We start from the raw sequence: 15,683 nt of genomic DNA on the forward strand, positions 1-15,683 counted from the left end.
ATCAGACTGCTCAAAAGTGATCTAGGACACTGAGGCGGATGAGTCAAACTGCTCGAGCCGAGAGACCTAGCTCACATCGTCGTCGGATCGCCGTGCCGTCAGATCCTCGACCAGCGGCAGGCTCCGATACCCGATCGGTGTAGCCAGCGCGAGCATCGTCTCGGTATGGTTGACCCCATCGATGGCGTGCACCCGCTGAATGATCTCCAGCAGATCCTGCTGTGAGCGCGCGGCCACCCGGACCAGCAGATCGGCGCGACCGGTCGTCGCGTGTACCTCGAGCACATGCGGGAAGTCGCGCAACCGCTCGATGATCGGGTCCATCTTGTTCTGATCGAGCTCGATTCCGAGAAACGCGTGCACCGCGAACCCGATCGCCGCCACATCGATATCCGGCGGATACCCCCGTACCGCCCCCGAGGATTCGAGCCGCTTCATCCGCGCCTGCACCGTGTTGCGCGCGATCCCGAGCCGCTGCGCCAGTTCGAGAATCGGCGCCCGGGGATCCCGCGCCAGCTCGGCGAGCAACGCGGCGTCGACAGCATCGAACTTGATGGCCATCCGCGCATTCTGGCACAACGGAAATGGAGTGAAAGAGATGAAGACCGAACGGATCACCGATGGTGGGGAGCGGCTGCTCCTCGAGAATATGCTCGACCGCAACCGCGAAGCGCTCATCGATACCGCGCGCGGGTTGTCGGAAACCGACGCGCGCAGACGTCTCGTCCCATCGCTCACCACGCCGATCTCGCTCCTCAAGCACGCCGCGGGTGCGGAACGGATCTGGTTTCAGCGGTTCTGGGCCGGGCTCGCGGAGTCCGAATGTGACGGGTACTCGCGCCGCGACGAAGGTACGTTCGCCGTGTCCGACGACGAATCGCTGGACGACGTCATCGCCGAGTTCGAACGCGCGAGTCGCCGCTCCCGCGACATCGCCGCCCGCTTCGACCTCGACGACATCCTCGACATCCCCGGCGAGGGAAGGGTCAGCATGCGCTGGACACTGCTCGCCATGATCGAGGAGTTCGCCAGACACGCAGGCCACGGCGATATTCTTCGCGAGCAGATCCGGTGGAACTCATCGCACGCCTACCCCAATTCTTCGGCCAGCCCGATCAGCAACCCTTCGGGACCGCGCACGTAGCAGAGCCGATAGACATCCTCGTACCGCACCACCTCGTCGACCACCCGCGCACCGTGCTTGCGCAAGCGTTCGAGTGTGTCGTCGAGGTCGTCCACCTGGAACATGACCCGCAGATAGCCCAGCGCGTTCACCGGGGCCGTGCGGTGATCGGCGACCACCTCGGGCTCGAGAAAACGCGAGAGTTCGAGCCGACTGTGCCCATCCGGCGTGTGCATCATGGCGATCTCGACCCGCTGGTCCCCGAGCCCGGTCACCCGCCCGGCCCACTCGCCCGCCACCACGGCCCGCCCCTCGAGCTCCAAACCGAGCTCCTGGAAGAACTCGATCGCCACCCCGAGATCCTCGACGACGATGCCGACATTGCTCATGCTGACTGCCATGCGGTTCATCGTAGGGTGCATCGCCGCACCGAATCCGCGATCGCGCGGTGCATACCATCGTCGCCGACAGCATCAGTCCAACGGCGCGCTGGGTGGCTGCGCGATCAGGCCACGGGATCGACCACACTGGAGGTACGCACAGTCCAAGCACAGGACGCGGTTGCTCGACCCCGGCTTAAAGATGAATCCGCCGCCCGATCCGACGCCCTCTTGGCATTCGATGCACAAAGCACCGAACTGATTCAGCTGCATTCTCAGTCGCAATCGGTCCTCCTGACCGGTCCATACTTCCTTGACATTGATGCCTAGAGATCAATTGCTGCTGAGCAGAACGAGAACCGCCAGTACGAGACAGGCGGCGAGCAGAACCTTCACCAGCCTCGCGCGCCAAACCAACGCAGCCGCGGTGCGATTGTGCGCCTCGCGCTCGGCTTCGAGTTGGGCTTCCAGAGCGGAGGCCGCCCCGGCGTGCTGGTCGCGCTGACCGATGGCCTTCTCTATCAGCGACCGAGCCTCTCGAACGTTGCAGCATCACGGGCCTTTTGGCGCTTGCCTTTTCGACCTTGTCCTGCTCGAGCGACAGCTCGGCCTTGGCGCTCTTCAGATCTGATTCCACCGCCTCGATCCGCGCGCTCTGCTTGCGCACTGTCGTGCTGAGCCGCTCGATCTTGTCCGTCGCCTTGCCGAGTTCACTGCCAAGTCGCTCGATCTTCTCTGCCTGCTGCTTGGTGTACTGCGCCCAGTCCTGCACGGTGGCCCATCCCGCCTTCTCGGAGTCTCGATAGGCCCACGCGATCTCGCCGTCGAGCCATTGATGCAATGCCTGCCGCACTGGCCGGATGGCTGTCCTGAGTCCACCGCTCGGGGTGAGCGCAAGGAAGCCGAACTCGGTTCTGTAGCCATCGCCGCCGGGCTTGAACCCGTGAAGGCCGAGCGTGGGCAGCTTCTCGACCCACGTATAGCCGCGGGTCAATCACATGACCTCGTCGGCGCCGGCGCGTCGAAGATCTGCCGTTCGCTCCTGAGCGGCAGCGAAGCTCAGCGAGGACCATTGGACTTCGACTGCGAACCGTCGGCCGTCACGTATCGCGAGCACATCAGGGCGGCGGTCACCGAGTTGCTGTTCGACTTCAGCGATCGCGCCGGCCTCGCGCAACTGGTCAGCGACCCAGTACTTGCATCGCTGGTGCAGAAATGACTCGTGCGCAGTCCTCTTCGCAGACGTGGAAGCCGAGGTACCTTCTCCGCTCTCGTGGCGAACGAACCGGTTTCTCTGGGTGGACAGGAACGGCGTGACGACGCGGCGGCAGAGCACGCAACGCAGACCCGGCTTCCCGATTCCGTGCCACTGCTCCCAGTTCTCATCGATGCGAATGTCGATGAGATGGTCGCGATACGGGTCTAGCGCCGCGTTCATCTTGTACGCCACGCACAGATCTTGGTTGTCCCCCATCGAGCACCCCTGCTTAACGAATGGCCGACCGCCTCAAGGTAACTCGAGCCTCTGACAAGAACATCGAGTTCGACGTTAGGCACCAAATCAATTCGTGCGGCCGCCGCCGATCCGCTCCCTGGCATCGACCGGCGAACCAGTGCAGGAATCCGCTGACTCGGGCCGCGTCAACTCGGTGAGTCCCGGCTTCATCGACACCCAGATGTACCGCGACGCCACCACCGATCCGGAGGCCGACGCACGCAACGCCGCACAGGTACCGCTGGGCGCCGTCGGTCACGGCGCGGAAGTCGCTGCGGCGGTGGCTTTTCTGGCTTCCCACGACGCCTCCTACATCACCGGGCAGGACCTCGTCATCGACGGCGGACTCGTCGGCTCGTTCCCCAACCGGTGACCCTCACCGGAAGGACTCGATGTTCTCCTCGGCCCACTGCTCGAAGGTCCTGGCCGCCGACCCCGTCACCCGCGTGACGGTGTCACGCACCCGCAGCAGCGCGTCGTCGACATCGCCACCCGTGACATCCAGGACGGCATCGGCGGCGTCCTCCCCGAAGACCGCGACCATCCCTGCCCGGGCTTCCTCGCGGGTGATCTCGGTGACCTCGACGTCGCGGTGCAGCAGCCCGGCGATGGTCGTCACCTGCTGACGCGCGCTCACCGGTGCGGGGCCGGTGAGCGCATACCGTTGCCCTCGGTGCCCGGGTTCGGTCAGCGCGACCCGGACCACCGAGGCGATATCGGCGGGATGAATCGTGGGGAGCCCGACATCGGCGTAGGGCAGCTGGACGGGCTGCCCCGCCTGGATGGTCGGCGCCCACATGAGCGCATTGGACGCGAACTGCGTCGGCCGCAGAATCGTCCAATCCATCCCACTGGCCTCGAGAATCTTCTCCACCGACGCCTTGTCGACTGCGGGACCGAGGTGAGGGTGGGTCTCCACGGTGATCGACGACACCAGAACCACATGCTCGACACCGGCTCGACGGGCGCGGTCGATGATCTCGGCGTCCGGCCCGATCCCCGTCACGAGGAACATCGACCGCACCCCCTCCAGCGCCGTCGGCACCGAGGCTGGGTCGGCCAGGTCGCCCTCGACCGCCTCGACCCCCGCCGGGAAGGCAGCTCCGGAAGGATCACGAGTGAGTGCCCTGATCGGCTCGGAGCTGAACGCCCGCAACTCTTTCAGCAACGGGCCGCCGATATTTCCGGTGGCCCCGGTAACCAGAATCATGAGCATGTCCTCTCGCGTGGTGATCGACGAACGCCACGCTAAGACCTCAACTCGACTTGGGGTCAAGGGTTCGGAGTCGGTGCCGACGGCGCACCGGCCGGGCACGGTCGCGTCCCGTTCTGACAGCATGGCGAGGTGATGAAGGCCCTGCGCTCGGCGCGAGACAAAGCACGGCGGTTGCCGGGCGCTGTCTGGTACCTGGCGGTCGGTGGCGTCACCGCTCTGCTCGCGCTGTTCGCGGTGGTCGGCCTGCTGATCGTCGGCGCCTTTTGCCTGATCGGGGTCGGGATACCGGCCCTGCCCGAGGCTGTTCGGCTGGTCCGCCCGTTGGTGTCGTTCGATCGGCGCCGAGCGGCACGCTACCTCGGTGAGCCCGCGGTGCGGGCCTATCAGCCGTTCACCGGTGGGCTGCGGCAGCGAGTCGCGACGGTGTTCACCGATCCGGCGAACCGCCGGGACTTCGGCTGGCTGGTCGCCCACGCGCTGACCGGCCTCTACCTCGCCGTATTCGCCCTCGCCCTCCCGCTCAGCACCCTCATCCAGCTGACGATCCCCGCATTCTGGCAGCTGATGCCGCCGGGGGAGGAGTTCGCCAGTTTCGGATTCGCGGTCGACTCGTGGCCGAGGGCGATACTGAGCTTCGTCCTCGCGATCCCGGTGGCCCTGGTGACCCTGCAACTCCCCGTCGCCGCGCGCTGGCAGGCGATGGCCACCCGCGCCCTGCTGAAACCACCCGAGGGCGCCCTGCTGGCAGACCGGGTCGCGGCCCTCACCGCCACCCGCGCCGCCGCGCTCGACGCGCACGGCGCCGAGCTGCGCCGCATCGAACGCGACCTGCACGACGGCGCGCAGGCCCGCCTCGCGGCGGTGATCATGCAGCTCGGACTGGCCGACCAGCTGCGCGACCAGGACCCGGACACCGCGCGCGAGCTCGTGCGCAAGGCGCAGGACACCGCGACGGCCGCGCTGGCCGAGCTGCGTGATGTGGTGCGCAACGTGTACCCGCCGGTGCTCGCCGACCGCGGACTGGCCAGTGCCGTCGCGGCCGTGGCAGCTCGCAACCCGATCCCCTGCACGCTCGACCTCCACGAGGTCGGCAGGCGCCCCGCCGCGGTGGAGGCGGCGGCGTACTTCGTCATCACCGAGGCACTCACCAACGCCACCAAGCATTCCGGTGCCACCGGCATCTCACTGGTGCTGGGCGGTGCGCCCGAGCTGTTGACGATCGAGATCCGCGACGACGGCGTGGGCGGCGCCGTGGAAACCTACGACGGCGGGCTGGCCGGAATCCGGCGCAGGGCCGAGGCACTCGACGGCCGGATGACGCTGACCAGTCCACCCGGTGGCCCTACTGTAGTGCGGGTGGAGTTGCCGTGCGGGTCATGATCGCCGAGGACAATGCCCTGCTGCGCGAGGGGCTGGTGCTGCTGCTGAGCACCGCGGGTATCGAGGTGGTCGCCGCCGTGGACAACGCCGACGACTTCCTCACGGCGGTGGCCGCTGATCGCCCGGACGCGGTGGTCGTCGATGTGCGCCTGCCGCCCACATTCACCGACGACGGCTTACGCGCGGCCGTCAGCGCACGCAAACTGCACCCCGGGCTGCCCGTGCTGGTGCTGTCGTCCTGGGTGGAGGACAGCTATGCCGCGGAACTGCTCGGCGACGGGATGGGCGGTGTCGGCTATCTGCTCAAGGAGCGGGTCGGCAAGGTCGATCGCTTCCTCGATTCGCTGCGCCGGGTCGCGGCCGGTGGCACCGCCATGGACCCCGAGGTGATCTCGCAACTGCTGGTGCGCCGCAAGGCCGACGACCCGATGGCCGCGCTGACCGCCCGCGAGCGCGAGGTGCTCGCGCTGATGGCGGAGGGCCACAACAACGCGACCATCGCCGAGCGGTTGGTGGTCAGCGAAGGCGCTGTGCACAAACACATTCGGAGCATCTTCGCGAAGCTGGGACTGTCTGCCGAGGACGTCGGGCATCGTCGGGTTCTCGCCGTGCTTGCCTATTTGAACGCGTGAAGCCCTGAACCCGTGGGGGATTCAGGGCCACACCCGATTTTGGTCAGTCGGCTCGACAGGTTATGTCGTCGGCGGGCAGTGTGCCGTCGCGGAAGTAGGTGTTCACCGCCGAGTACACGCAGGAGTTCGGGTATCGCCCGAAGATCCAGTGGATCGGCACATCCTGCAGGGTGACCATGCGGGAAGCGCTCAGATCCTCGTGCAGGGCTACAGCCCCGTCGTAGGTGGTCCTGGTGTCACCGGTGGACTGCACGATCAGCGCAGGCACCGAGTTGCGCACCACCGTGGCCGGTTCGACGGGCGGCGCCCAGAACGCGCACGGAGTGATGTTGTTGGTGAACCCGGCGAACAGCGGCTGGGTGGCGCGGGCGGCCTCGATATTGCGCCGGTAGAACTCGGGATCGCGCGGCGTGGCCACGTCACCGCACATGATCGCCATCTGCGACGAATTGTCTTTCGGCCGTGCCTTCAAGGCGAATCCGAGGGTGGAATCCAGTGTCTCGTCGGGCTGGGCGGGTTTGCCCGCGGCGGCGTCGGCGATGGTCCGGATCTGTCGGGCCACCATCTCGTACTGGTCGGGGCTGTCCAACCCGACGAACAACACCACCGGCAGCCAGTGTTCGTCGATCTCGTACTCGCTCAATCGGATCGGCGTGACGGCGGCCTGTCCGATCAGCGCTCGAACGGCCTCGCGAACCTGGGCGCGGCTGGTACCGAAGTGGTATTCCGCGTCGCGCGCCGCGACCCACTCCGCCCACAGGTCGAACGCGGCCTCGTTGAGCGGACCCATGGCCTGCATCATGCCGACCGGCCCGTACTCGTCCGGGTCGGCCGCGCTGTCGAGCACCATCCGGTCGCTGCGGTCGGGGAACATCTGCATGTACACCGCACCGAGGTAGGTGCCGTACGAGGTGCCGAAGTAACTGATCTTCTCCGCGCCGAGAAGGCCGCGGATGACGTCCATGTCCCGTGCGGTGTTGCGGGTGGTGATGTGGGGCAGCCGCGCCCCTTCGGTCGCGGCACAACGGGCGGCCAGATCACCTTGCATCGCAACGGATTCCGCGAAGCCGACCGCGTCGAGCCCCGCCGAATGCAAACCGAAGCCGACCGGCCACTTGCAATCGACGGCCGACGAGCGCCCGACACCACGCGGGTCCATCCCGATCAGGTCGTAACGAGCCCGCACCTCGGGCGTCATCGCCTTGCCGACATCGACCATGAAGTCCAGACCTTCACCACCGGGACCGCCGGAATTGGACAGCATGACGCCGCGCTGGGGGTCGGTACCGGCGATCCGGGAGATCGCCACCGTCAGCGTCGGACCCTGTGGGTCGGCGTAGTTCACCGGCACGGTGACGTCGGCGCACTGTGCCCCGGCCTCGTCCAGTTTCGGAACCCCGCAGTCTTTCCACTCAAGCTGCTGACCGGTGAACCGGTCCGGCACCGCGGTGGGTGGGTCCGCCTCTGCCTCGGGACCGGCACAGCCGATCAGGGCGGCACAGGCCATCAGGCCGGTCAGGGCGACCGTCAGCCCTTTCGCGCGCTTCACTGTTTCTCCTCGTAAGTTGTTCGGCCGCATAGGTCTTGGTAACTGGTGATCACGAAGCGCACAGGGCGGCGTCCAGCACGCTGTCCACCGCGTCGGCCTCTTCGTCGCTGGTCGGCAACTGGTTGACCGTGACGGTCACCGCGGTGCCCTCGGCCGTCACGCCGTTGCGGGTCGCGAAGCCGGGAATGCTGCCGCCGTGCCCCCACGCCTGCGCACCGCACGGCGCTGTTCGGTGGATCAGCGCCAGTCCGTAGTCCGCGCCCGGCATCCGGTCGAACGGCACGGTGCGCTGCATCTCGGCCAATTGCGCGGGCGGCACGAGCTTTCCGGACAGCAACGCGATGAAGAAGCGGTTCAGGTCGGTCGCGGTGGCGACCATGTCACCGGCGGTGGCGGCCCAGGACGGGTCGAAGTCGGTGAAATCGACCGGCTCACCGTCGACCCGCTGGTAGCCACGGGCATGCGGGCCGCGGATGCCGGTTTCGCGGGAAGCGGGCACATAGGTGTCGCGCAGACCGAGCGGCTCGAGGATCCGGCGCCCGATCTCGTCGGCGGCCGGATTGCCCGTCACCCGCTCGATCAGCAGGCCGGCCAGCAGGTAGTTGGTGTTCGTATACACCGATTTCGCGCCCGGTTCGAACTGCGGCGGTGCCGTCATCGCCCGTCGGACCAGCTCGTTCATCTCGAAGTGCTGCCAGCGCAGCGCCTCCTCGTCCGGATCGAGCTGTTCGGAATCCTGGGCTGTGATGCCGTCGCCGGAGCCACGACCGAGATAGTCGGGCACGCCACTGGTGTGCTGCAACATCTGCCGCACCGTGATCCGGTTGCCGTCGTTGCCGCTGCCGCGCACCACCCCGGGCAGGTAGCGCTCGATCGACGCGTCCAGGTCGACCTTGCCCTCGGCGACCAACTGCATGATCACCGTGGTCACATAGGTCTTGGTGTTGCTCCCGATCCGGACGCGCGCGTCGTCCGGGAACGGTGCGCCGGTGCCCAGGTCACCGACGCCCGCACTGAACGTCCGATGCCCGCCGGGCCCATCGATCACCACCTGGACACCTGGGAATCCCTGGCGAACCACCGCGTCCATCGCGGCGGCCACCGCGGGCGGCGGCATCGTCACCACCTCGTCCGATGCCCCCACCGACGTCCCACCCCCGCACGCGGCCACCGCGAGCACCGCACCCACCACAACAACTGAAAGGCCCGCTTTACCGGAGTTCCACCGAAATCGGTTCATGAGCAGTGTCTTTTCTCCTGTTCGAGCCGGAAATCATCGGTGCGTTTCCGACGATTTCGAGCCTAGGAATCGACAACCCGCCCGCCCATGCCACGCGCACCCGAATACGGGCTCCCGCCTGCTGCCCCGAGGTGGTAGTGCCAGCACCACCACGCCTGCTCACCGGGCCTCTTGCCGGCGATCCAGGAATGGCGATCCAGGAATACAGACAGGTGTGATGCGTGTTGAGAGTCGTGGACGAGTCCGAGAAAATCGTAGGAAGCAGGGGTGGACCCCGAAGATGACCAGGTCAGCGGTGGTATAGGCTTTGTCGGTCATGAAGTCGGCTTATTCGGGTGCGCCCAAGACGGTCTACCTCGATCATGCGGCGACCACTCCGATGTTGCCTGCCGCTGTCGAGGCGATGACGGCTGCCTTGGGGATGGTGGGGAACGCCTCGTCGCTGCACGGGTCGGGGCGGGCCGCCCGGCGGACGCTCGAGGAGGCGCGGGAGTCGATCGCCGCTGAGTTGGGGGCGCGGCCGTCGGAAGTGATCTTCACCTCTGGGGGCACCGAGAGCGACAATCTCGCGATCAAGGGGATTTTCTGGGGGCGTCGGGCGGCCGATCCGCGCCGGACCCGCCTGGTGGTGAGCTCCGTCGAGCATCACGCGGTGCTCGACGCGGTGGAGTGGCTCGAGCAGCACGAGGGTGCGCAGGTGAGCTGGTTGCCCGTCGACGGCGAGGGTGTGGTGTCGCCGCACACGCTGCGCGAAGTGCTCGAGGCGCACGGTGACGAAGTGGCGCTGGTGAGCGTGATGTGGGCCAACAACGAGGTCGGCACCGTCCAGCCGATCGCCGAATTGGCTGCCGTCGCACAGGAATTCGACATTCCGATGCACAGCGACGCGATCCAGGCGGTGACCCAGGTTCCGGTCGATTTCGGGGCGAGCGGGCTGGCCGCGCTGAGCGTCGCGGGGCACAAGGTCGGCGGTCCGCACGGTGTCGGCGTGCTGCTGCTGGGTCGGCAGGTGCCCTGTGTGCCGCTGATCCACGGTGGCGGGCACGAACGCGACTTGCGTTCGGGAACCTCCGACGTGGCGGCCGCCGTCGGCTTCGCCGCCGCCCTGCGCGCCGCCTCCGTCAAGGCGGCACACAGACTGAAAGGCTTGCGCGACAAGCTGATCGCCGGTGTGCTCGCGCTGGAACCCGACGCTGTGCTCAACGGTCCGGCCGACGAACGCAGACTTCCCGGCAACGCCCACTTCACCTTTCCCGGTTGCGAGGGCGACTCCCTGCTGATGCTGCTCGACGCCGCCGGTATCGAATGCTCGACCGGCTCGGCGTGCAACGCGGGGGTGGCCTCGCCGAGTCACGTCCTGATCGCCATGGGTGTCGAGCCGTGGCAGGCGCGCAGTTCGCTGCGGTTCTCGCTGGGCCACACCTCGACCGAATCCGATATCGACACATTGCTGACCGTGCTGCCGCAGGTCATCGAAAGGGCCAGGGCCGCGGGTCTGGCCGGCGCTAGAGGAGGTGCCTGATGCGAGTACTTGCCGCCATGAGTGGTGGAGTCGATTCGGCGGTGGCCGCGGCGCGGGCCGTGGACGCCGGTCACGAGGTGGTCGGGGTGCACCTGGCGCTGTCCGCGTCGCCGGGCACCTTGCGCACCGGCTCGCGTGGCTGCTGCTCCAAGGAAGACGCCGGTGACGCCCGCCGCGCCGCCGATGTGCTCGGCATCCCGTTCTACGTGTGGGACTTCGCCGACCGCTTCAAAGAAGACGTGATCGACGACTTCGTCGCCGCCTACGCCGCGGGCGAGACCCCGAACCCGTGCCTGCGCTGCAACGAGAAGATCAAGTTCTCCGCCCTGGCCGACCGCGCGCAGGCCCTCGGCTTCGACGCCGTGGTCACCGGGCACTACGCCCGCCTCGAAGACGGTGTGCTGCGCCGCGCGGTCGACGCGGACAAGGACCAGTCCTATGTGCTCGCGGTCCTCACCGCCGAGCAGCTGTCCCGGGCCATGTTCCCGGTCGGCGACACCCCGAAGCCGCGTATCCGGGAGGAAGCGGCCGAGCGGGGTCTCGCCGTGGCGAACAAGCCCGACAGCCACGACATCTGCTTCATCCCCTCCGGCGACACCCGGGCGTTCCTCGGCGCCAAGATCGGCATCCGGCCCGGTGCGCTCGTCGATTCCGACGGCACCGTGCTCGGCACTCATGAAGGCGTGCACGGGTTCACCGTCGGTCAGCGCAAGGGCCTCGGCCTGAGCCACACCGCCGCCGACGGCAAGCCTCGCTACGTCACCGGGATCGACCCCGATTCCGGCACGGTGAAGGTCGGTTCGGTGGAAGACCTGCAGGTCGACGTCATCACCGCCGACCGCGCCATCTGGACCTCCGGTGTGCGCCCGACCGAACCGGTCGAGTGCGTGGTGCAGGTGCGCGCCCACGGCGGCACCGCGCCCGCTGTGGTCGAACCGGTGGGTGACGGGCTGGTCGCGCGGCTGCATGAACCGCTCAGCGGCGTCGCGAAGGGTCAGGCCATCGTGGTCTACCTGCCCGATGCCGACGGTGGCGACACCGTGGTCGGCAGCGGCACCATCAACGGCACCGATCGCGCCGGGGTCGACGCGGGGATCACCGACGCTTCCGCCTGAGGAGCGCGCCGTTCGACGACACGAAAGGTGTTGTGCACGTGACATTGTCGCGAAGCGAAAACTTCGAGGAGAGCGCGCCCGCGGACCTGCTCGTCGGCGGCATCGCCACGGGCATCGGGTCGTGGCCGGGCACCGATCCGAGGGAAGCCGCCGCGACGATCATCGGTGAACTGCCCGACCTCGCGCACCTGGTCGAACTGCCGCAGCGCGGAATCGGCGCCGACATGATCGGCCGGGTTTCGGCCTTGCTGGTGGACCTGCGCTTCGATTCGACAACGCGCGGATACCGGCTGGCCGCCCGTCCCGGTGCTGTTTCACGCCGAGCGCGCGATCTGCTCCAGTTCGACCTCGACGCCATCGAAGAGGCGTGGGAGACAACAGGTCTGGTCGGTACCGGCCGCGTCGTGAAGCTGCAGTCGGCCGGACCGCTCACTCTGGCCGCTGAGGTGGAACTCCCCGGTGGGCATCGGATCCTCACCGATACCGGTGCGGTGCGCGATCTTTCGGAATCCCTCGCTGAGGGATTGGCACGGCATGCGGACGAGGTGCGCAGGCGGCTCGGCGCCGAGGTTGTCATCCAGCTCGACGAACCGCAGCTCACCACGGTCCTCGACGGCTCGCTGCGTGGCCCGAGCATCCTCAATACGATCAGCGCTCTGCCCGAACCCGAGGCGCTACGCATCCTCGACACGGTGATCGACGCCCAGAGCGCCCCGGTTCTGTTGCACACCTGCGCTTCTCGGCCCGCCCTCGCCACCATCGGCCGCACCGCCGCCGCCGGAATCTCCTTCGACGCCTCCACCATTACCACCGCCGACCTCGACGTCCTCGGCGACATCGTGGACCGCGGCAAGAAGATCGCTCTCGGCCTCGTTCCGACGGAGCAACCGGCCGCGCCGACCACCTGGCGGGCGATCGCGGAACCCGCCGTCCGCCTGATCGACCGCCTCGGCTTTCCGCGCACCACCCTGGCCACTCAGGTGTTGGCGACCCCGGGGTGCGGGCTGGCAGGCGCACCGCTGGACTGGGCCCGCAAAGCCCTCTCTCTCAGCACCGACGTCGCCCGCGCGTTCACCGAGGACCCGGAGTCGATCAACTCCGAATAGCTTTCCGCTGGTCGGCTCATCAGAGGTACCATCTATTACGTAGTTGCCTAATAGATGGAGTCCGACATGCGCATGAACGCGAACGGCCAGGTCACCATCCCCGCTGAGCTGCGGGCGAAGTTCAATCTCAAAGAAGGCGACGAACTCGACGTGATCGAGGACGGCGGCGCGTTGCGCATCGTGGTTCGTGGTGGCGAGGACAGCCCCGGCGAGCGGCTCGTTCGCCAGATGCGTCGGCATCGATTCGACAATCCTGAGGTCGCGGAGTTGACGACCGACGAGATCATGGCGCTGCTGCGTGACTGAATCAGTTACCGCCCTGCGGCGAACCACGTTGGTCGACAGCTGTGTGCTCATTGATGTGCTGGACGGCGACCCCACCTGGGAACAATGGTCGGCTTCGGAGTTGTCCGCCGCTCGCAACTCCGGGCGAGTGGTGATCAATCCGTTGATCTACGCGGAGGTCTCGATCGGCTATTCGACGAAGGAAGCGGTGGAGGCCGCGTTGCCGCCTCAGGCGTTCGAGCGTGAACCGCTGCCGTGGGACGCGGCCTTTCTGGCTGCTCGGGCCTTTCTCGCTTACCGTCGGCGGGGCGGTGAGAAGCGGTCACCTCTGCCTGGCTTCTATATCGGTGCGCACGCCGCGATCAGCGGATACCGGCTGCTCACTCGTGATGCGGCACGCTATCGCAGCTACTTTCCCACCGTCGAGGTCATCTCGCCGGTATGAGGCCGCGACGTGCGGGAACGGTCGCCGAAAGTGTCGGTGGCCTCCACTAATGTGCTGGGTGTGAGTGAGAGCGACAGCGCGGTTTCCGTGAGTGCCGAAGGTGCCACCCCCGAGCAGCGGGTGCGCTGGCAGCAGTTGGCCGACGAGGTGCGTGAGCACCAGTTCCGCTACTACGTGCGGGACTCGCCGATCATCACCGACGACGAGTTCGACGCGCTCCTGCGTGAACTGCAGGCGATGGAGGAGGCGCACCCCGATCTGCGCACACCCGATTCGCCGACCCAGCTGGTCGGCGGCGGATTCGCCACCGAGTTCACCGCGGTCGACCACCTCGAGCGCATGCTGTCGCTGGACAACGTGTTCGACTTCGACGAACTGCGCGCCTGGGCCGCCCGCGTGGAGGTCGAAACCGGTCCCGACCTGCACTACCTGTGCGAGGTGAAGATCGACGGTGTGGCCCTGAACCTGGTGTACGAGAACGGCAGACTGGTGCGTGCCGCCACCCGCGGCGACGGGCGAACCGGTGAGGACGTCACCCTCAACGCCCGCACCATCGACGACATCCCCACCGAACTCACCGCCACCGAGCAGTTCCCCATCCCGGAACTGCTCGAGGTGCGCGGCGAGGTGTACTTTCGGCTCGAGGATTTCCAGACGCTCAACGCCCAGATCGTGGCCGAAGGCAAACCGCCCTACGCCAACCCGCGCAACACCGCCGCCGGCTCGCTGCGCCAGAAGAACCCCGCGATCACCGCCCAGCGCAGGCTGCGGATGATCTGCCACGGCTTCGGTCGCATCGAGGGCTATCGCCCCATCTCCATGCACGAGGGCTATCAGGCGCTCGCCGCGTGGGGACTGCCGGTGTCGGAGCACACTCGGCTGGTGCAGGGCGTCGACGCGGTGATCGAACGGGTCGCCTACTGGGGTGAGCACCGCCACGACATCGAGCACGAGCTCGACGGGCAGGTCATCAAGGTCGACGAGATGGCGTTGCAGCGGCGCCTCGGCTCCACCTCCCGTGCACCGCGCTGGGCCATCGCCTACAAGTACCCGCCGGAAGAGGCGACCACCACGCTGCTGAACATCGAGGTGAACGTCGGCCGCACCGGGCGAGTCACCCCGTTCGCCGTGATGGAACCCGTCACCATCGCGGGATCGACGGTCGCGATGGCCACCCTGCACAACGCCTCGGAGGTGAAGCGCAAGGGTGTGCTGATCGGCGACACCGTCACCATCCGTAAAGCCGGTGACGTGATCCCCGAGGTGCTCGGCCCGGTTGTCGACGCCCGCACCGGCGACGAACGTGAGTTCGTGATGCCCACCCACTGTCCCAACTGCGGCACCGAATTGGCGCCCGCGAAAGAGGGCGACGCCGACATCCGCTGCCCCAACCAGCAATTCTGCCCCGCCCAGCTGCGCGAGCGGGTGTTCCATCTCGCCGGGCGCGGCGCCTTCGACATCGAGGCGCTCGGCGACAAGGCGGCCGACGCTTTGCTGCGCTCCGGCGCCATCACCGACGAAGGCGATCTGTTCGACCTCGACGAGCAGAAACTGCTGTCGGTTCCGCTGTTCACCAACAAGGAAGGCGGCTTGTCCGCCAACGGCAGGCGGCTGCTCGAAAACTTGCAGGCGGTGAAGGACCGGCCGCTGTGGCGGGTGCTGGTCGCGTTGTCCATCCGGCACGTCGGCCCGACCGCCGCCCGCGCGCTGGCCGCCGAGTTCGGCAGCCTCGAGCGCATCGAATCCGCGACGGTGGAAGAACTTTCGTCGACCGACGGCGTGGGTCCGACAATCGCCGCGGCCGTGGTGGAGTGGTTCACCGTCGACTGGCATCGCGCCATCGTCGACAAGTGGCGGGCCGCCGGTGTGCGCATGGAGGACGAGCGCGACGCCTCCATCGAACGCACCCTCGAGGGGTTGTCGATCGTGGTCACCGGCTCGCTGCAGACCTTCACCCGCGACGGTGCCAAGGAGGCGATCCTGGTCCGCGGCGGCAAGGCGGCGAACTCGGTGTCGAAGAAGACCGCGTTCGTCGTGATCGGCGATTCGCCCGGTTCCAAGGCGGCCAAGGCCGAAGAACTCGGTGTTCCGATCCTCGACGAGGACGGTTTCCGTCTGCTGCTCGAGCAAGGGCCGGAAGCGGTCAGCGCACCGGCCGAATCAGAAGCCGAGTAGCGACCCCCGGGCCGGGTTCG

17 protein-coding genes are annotated in these 15,683 nt (G+C 67.4%); 10 read left to right on the forward strand and 7 right to left on the reverse strand.

Annotated features, from left to right (window positions below; all coding sequences use genetic code 11):
- Positions 1-66: 66 nt before the first annotated feature.
- Positions 67-561, reverse strand: coding sequence for an Lrp/AsnC family transcriptional regulator (locus NI2_RS20985; RefSeq protein WP_067493199.1), 495 nt, complete (start codon positions 559-561; stop codon positions 67-69).
- A 37-nt stretch (positions 562-598) separates the two neighbouring features.
- Between NI2_RS20985 and NI2_RS20990 the strand changes: the two genes are divergently transcribed.
- Positions 599-1,144, forward strand: coding sequence for a DinB family protein (locus NI2_RS20990; protein ID WP_084476576.1), 546 nt, complete (start codon positions 599-601; stop codon positions 1,142-1,144).
- Here the strand turns inward: NI2_RS20990 and NI2_RS20995 are convergent.
- The 3 genes from NI2_RS20995 to NI2_RS21000 form a co-directional block, all read right to left on the reverse strand.
- Positions 1,090-1,524, reverse strand: a complete 435-nt coding sequence (locus tag NI2_RS20995) for a VOC family protein (RefSeq protein WP_067493442.1) — start codon at positions 1,522-1,524, stop codon at positions 1,090-1,092. The genes NI2_RS20990 and NI2_RS20995 overlap by 55 nt on opposite strands.
- 175 nt (positions 1,525-1,699) lie before the next feature.
- Entirely contained in the window at positions 1,700-2,497 is a 798-nt protein-coding gene (locus NI2_RS33935; protein WP_133733804.1) for a hypothetical protein, read from the reverse strand.
- Positions 2,498-2,953 (reverse strand): competence protein CoiA family protein, encoded by a 456-nt coding sequence (locus tag NI2_RS21000; protein WP_133733803.1) that lies wholly within the window; start codon positions 2,951-2,953, stop codon positions 2,498-2,500.
- A 163-nt stretch (positions 2,954-3,116) separates the two neighbouring features.
- Here NI2_RS21000 and NI2_RS21005 point away from each other — a divergent pair, with 163 nt between their 5' ends.
- Positions 3,117-3,371 carry an SDR family NAD(P)-dependent oxidoreductase gene (locus tag NI2_RS21005; protein ID WP_243749714.1) on the forward strand — a complete coding sequence of 85 codons (255 nt, stop codon included), beginning with the start codon at positions 3,117-3,119 and terminating at the stop codon, positions 3,369-3,371.
- Positions 3,372-3,374: 3 nt separating this feature from the next.
- Here NI2_RS21005 and NI2_RS21010 read toward each other — a convergent pair whose 3' ends face one another.
- Positions 3,375-4,208 (reverse strand): SDR family oxidoreductase, encoded by an 834-nt coding sequence (locus NI2_RS21010; protein WP_067493444.1) that lies wholly within the window; start codon positions 4,206-4,208, stop codon positions 3,375-3,377.
- Between the two features lie 138 nt (positions 4,209-4,346).
- Between NI2_RS21010 and NI2_RS21015 the strand changes: the two genes are divergently transcribed.
- Together NI2_RS21015 and NI2_RS21020 are read left to right on the forward strand one after the other, a co-directional pair.
- The gene (locus tag NI2_RS21015; protein ID WP_067493205.1) at positions 4,347-5,594 is read left to right on the forward strand and encodes a sensor histidine kinase; all 1,248 of its coding nucleotides are present in this window, start codon (positions 4,347-4,349) and stop codon (positions 5,592-5,594) included.
- Entirely contained in the window at positions 5,582-6,226 is a 645-nt protein-coding gene (locus NI2_RS21020; RefSeq protein ID WP_067493207.1) for a response regulator, read from the forward strand. The genes NI2_RS21015 and NI2_RS21020 overlap by 13 nt, the downstream gene beginning before the upstream one ends.
- A 43-nt stretch (positions 6,227-6,269) precedes the next feature.
- Here the strand turns inward: NI2_RS21020 and NI2_RS21025 are convergent, their stop codons facing one another.
- Together NI2_RS21025 and NI2_RS21030 are read right to left on the reverse strand one after the other, a co-directional pair.
- On the reverse strand, positions 6,270-7,775 hold the full coding sequence (locus NI2_RS21025; protein WP_243749713.1) for an alpha/beta fold hydrolase: 1,506 nt from the start codon (positions 7,773-7,775) through the stop codon (positions 6,270-6,272).
- A gap of 49 nt (positions 7,776-7,824) precedes the next feature.
- Positions 7,825-9,015: a serine hydrolase domain-containing protein gene (locus NI2_RS21030; protein ID WP_067493211.1), complete on the reverse strand. Its 1,191-nt coding sequence runs from the start codon at positions 9,013-9,015 to the stop codon at positions 7,825-7,827.
- A gap of 316 nt (positions 9,016-9,331) precedes the next feature.
- Here NI2_RS21030 and NI2_RS21035 point away from each other — a divergent pair, with 316 nt between their 5' ends.
- The 6 genes from NI2_RS21035 (at position 9,332) to ligA (ending at position 15,663) form a co-directional block, all read left to right on the forward strand.
- Positions 9,332-10,537 (forward strand): cysteine desulfurase family protein, encoded by a 1,206-nt coding sequence (locus NI2_RS21035; protein ID WP_067493213.1) that lies wholly within the window; start codon positions 9,332-9,334, stop codon positions 10,535-10,537.
- Entirely contained in the window at positions 10,537-11,652 is a 1,116-nt protein-coding gene (gene mnmA, locus NI2_RS21040; protein WP_067493214.1) for a tRNA 2-thiouridine(34) synthase MnmA, read from the forward strand. Before NI2_RS21035 ends, mnmA begins: the two co-directional genes overlap by 1 nt.
- Before the next feature lie 38 nt (positions 11,653-11,690).
- Positions 11,691-12,758, forward strand: a complete 1,068-nt coding sequence (locus tag NI2_RS21045; RefSeq protein ID WP_084476577.1) for a methionine synthase — start codon at positions 11,691-11,693, stop codon at positions 12,756-12,758.
- Between the two features lie 66 nt (positions 12,759-12,824).
- A complete protein-coding gene (locus NI2_RS21050) occupies positions 12,825-13,064 on the forward strand; it encodes an AbrB/MazE/SpoVT family DNA-binding domain-containing protein (RefSeq protein ID WP_067493448.1) in 240 nt (79 codons plus the stop codon).
- Entirely contained in the window at positions 13,057-13,488 is a 432-nt protein-coding gene (locus NI2_RS21055) for a type II toxin-antitoxin system VapC family toxin (RefSeq protein WP_208115309.1), read from the forward strand. The genes NI2_RS21050 and NI2_RS21055 overlap by 8 nt, the downstream gene beginning before the upstream one ends.
- Before the next feature lie 60 nt (positions 13,489-13,548).
- On the forward strand, positions 13,549-15,663 hold the full coding sequence (gene ligA, locus NI2_RS21060; RefSeq protein WP_371851994.1) for an NAD-dependent DNA ligase LigA: 2,115 nt from the start codon (positions 13,549-13,551) through the stop codon (positions 15,661-15,663).
- Positions 15,664-15,683: the final 20 nt, after the last annotated feature.

This window comes from Nocardia ignorata NBRC 108230, assembly GCF_001612905.1.
GTDB classification, from domain to species: domain Bacteria; phylum Actinomycetota; class Actinomycetes; order Mycobacteriales; family Mycobacteriaceae; genus Nocardia; species Nocardia ignorata.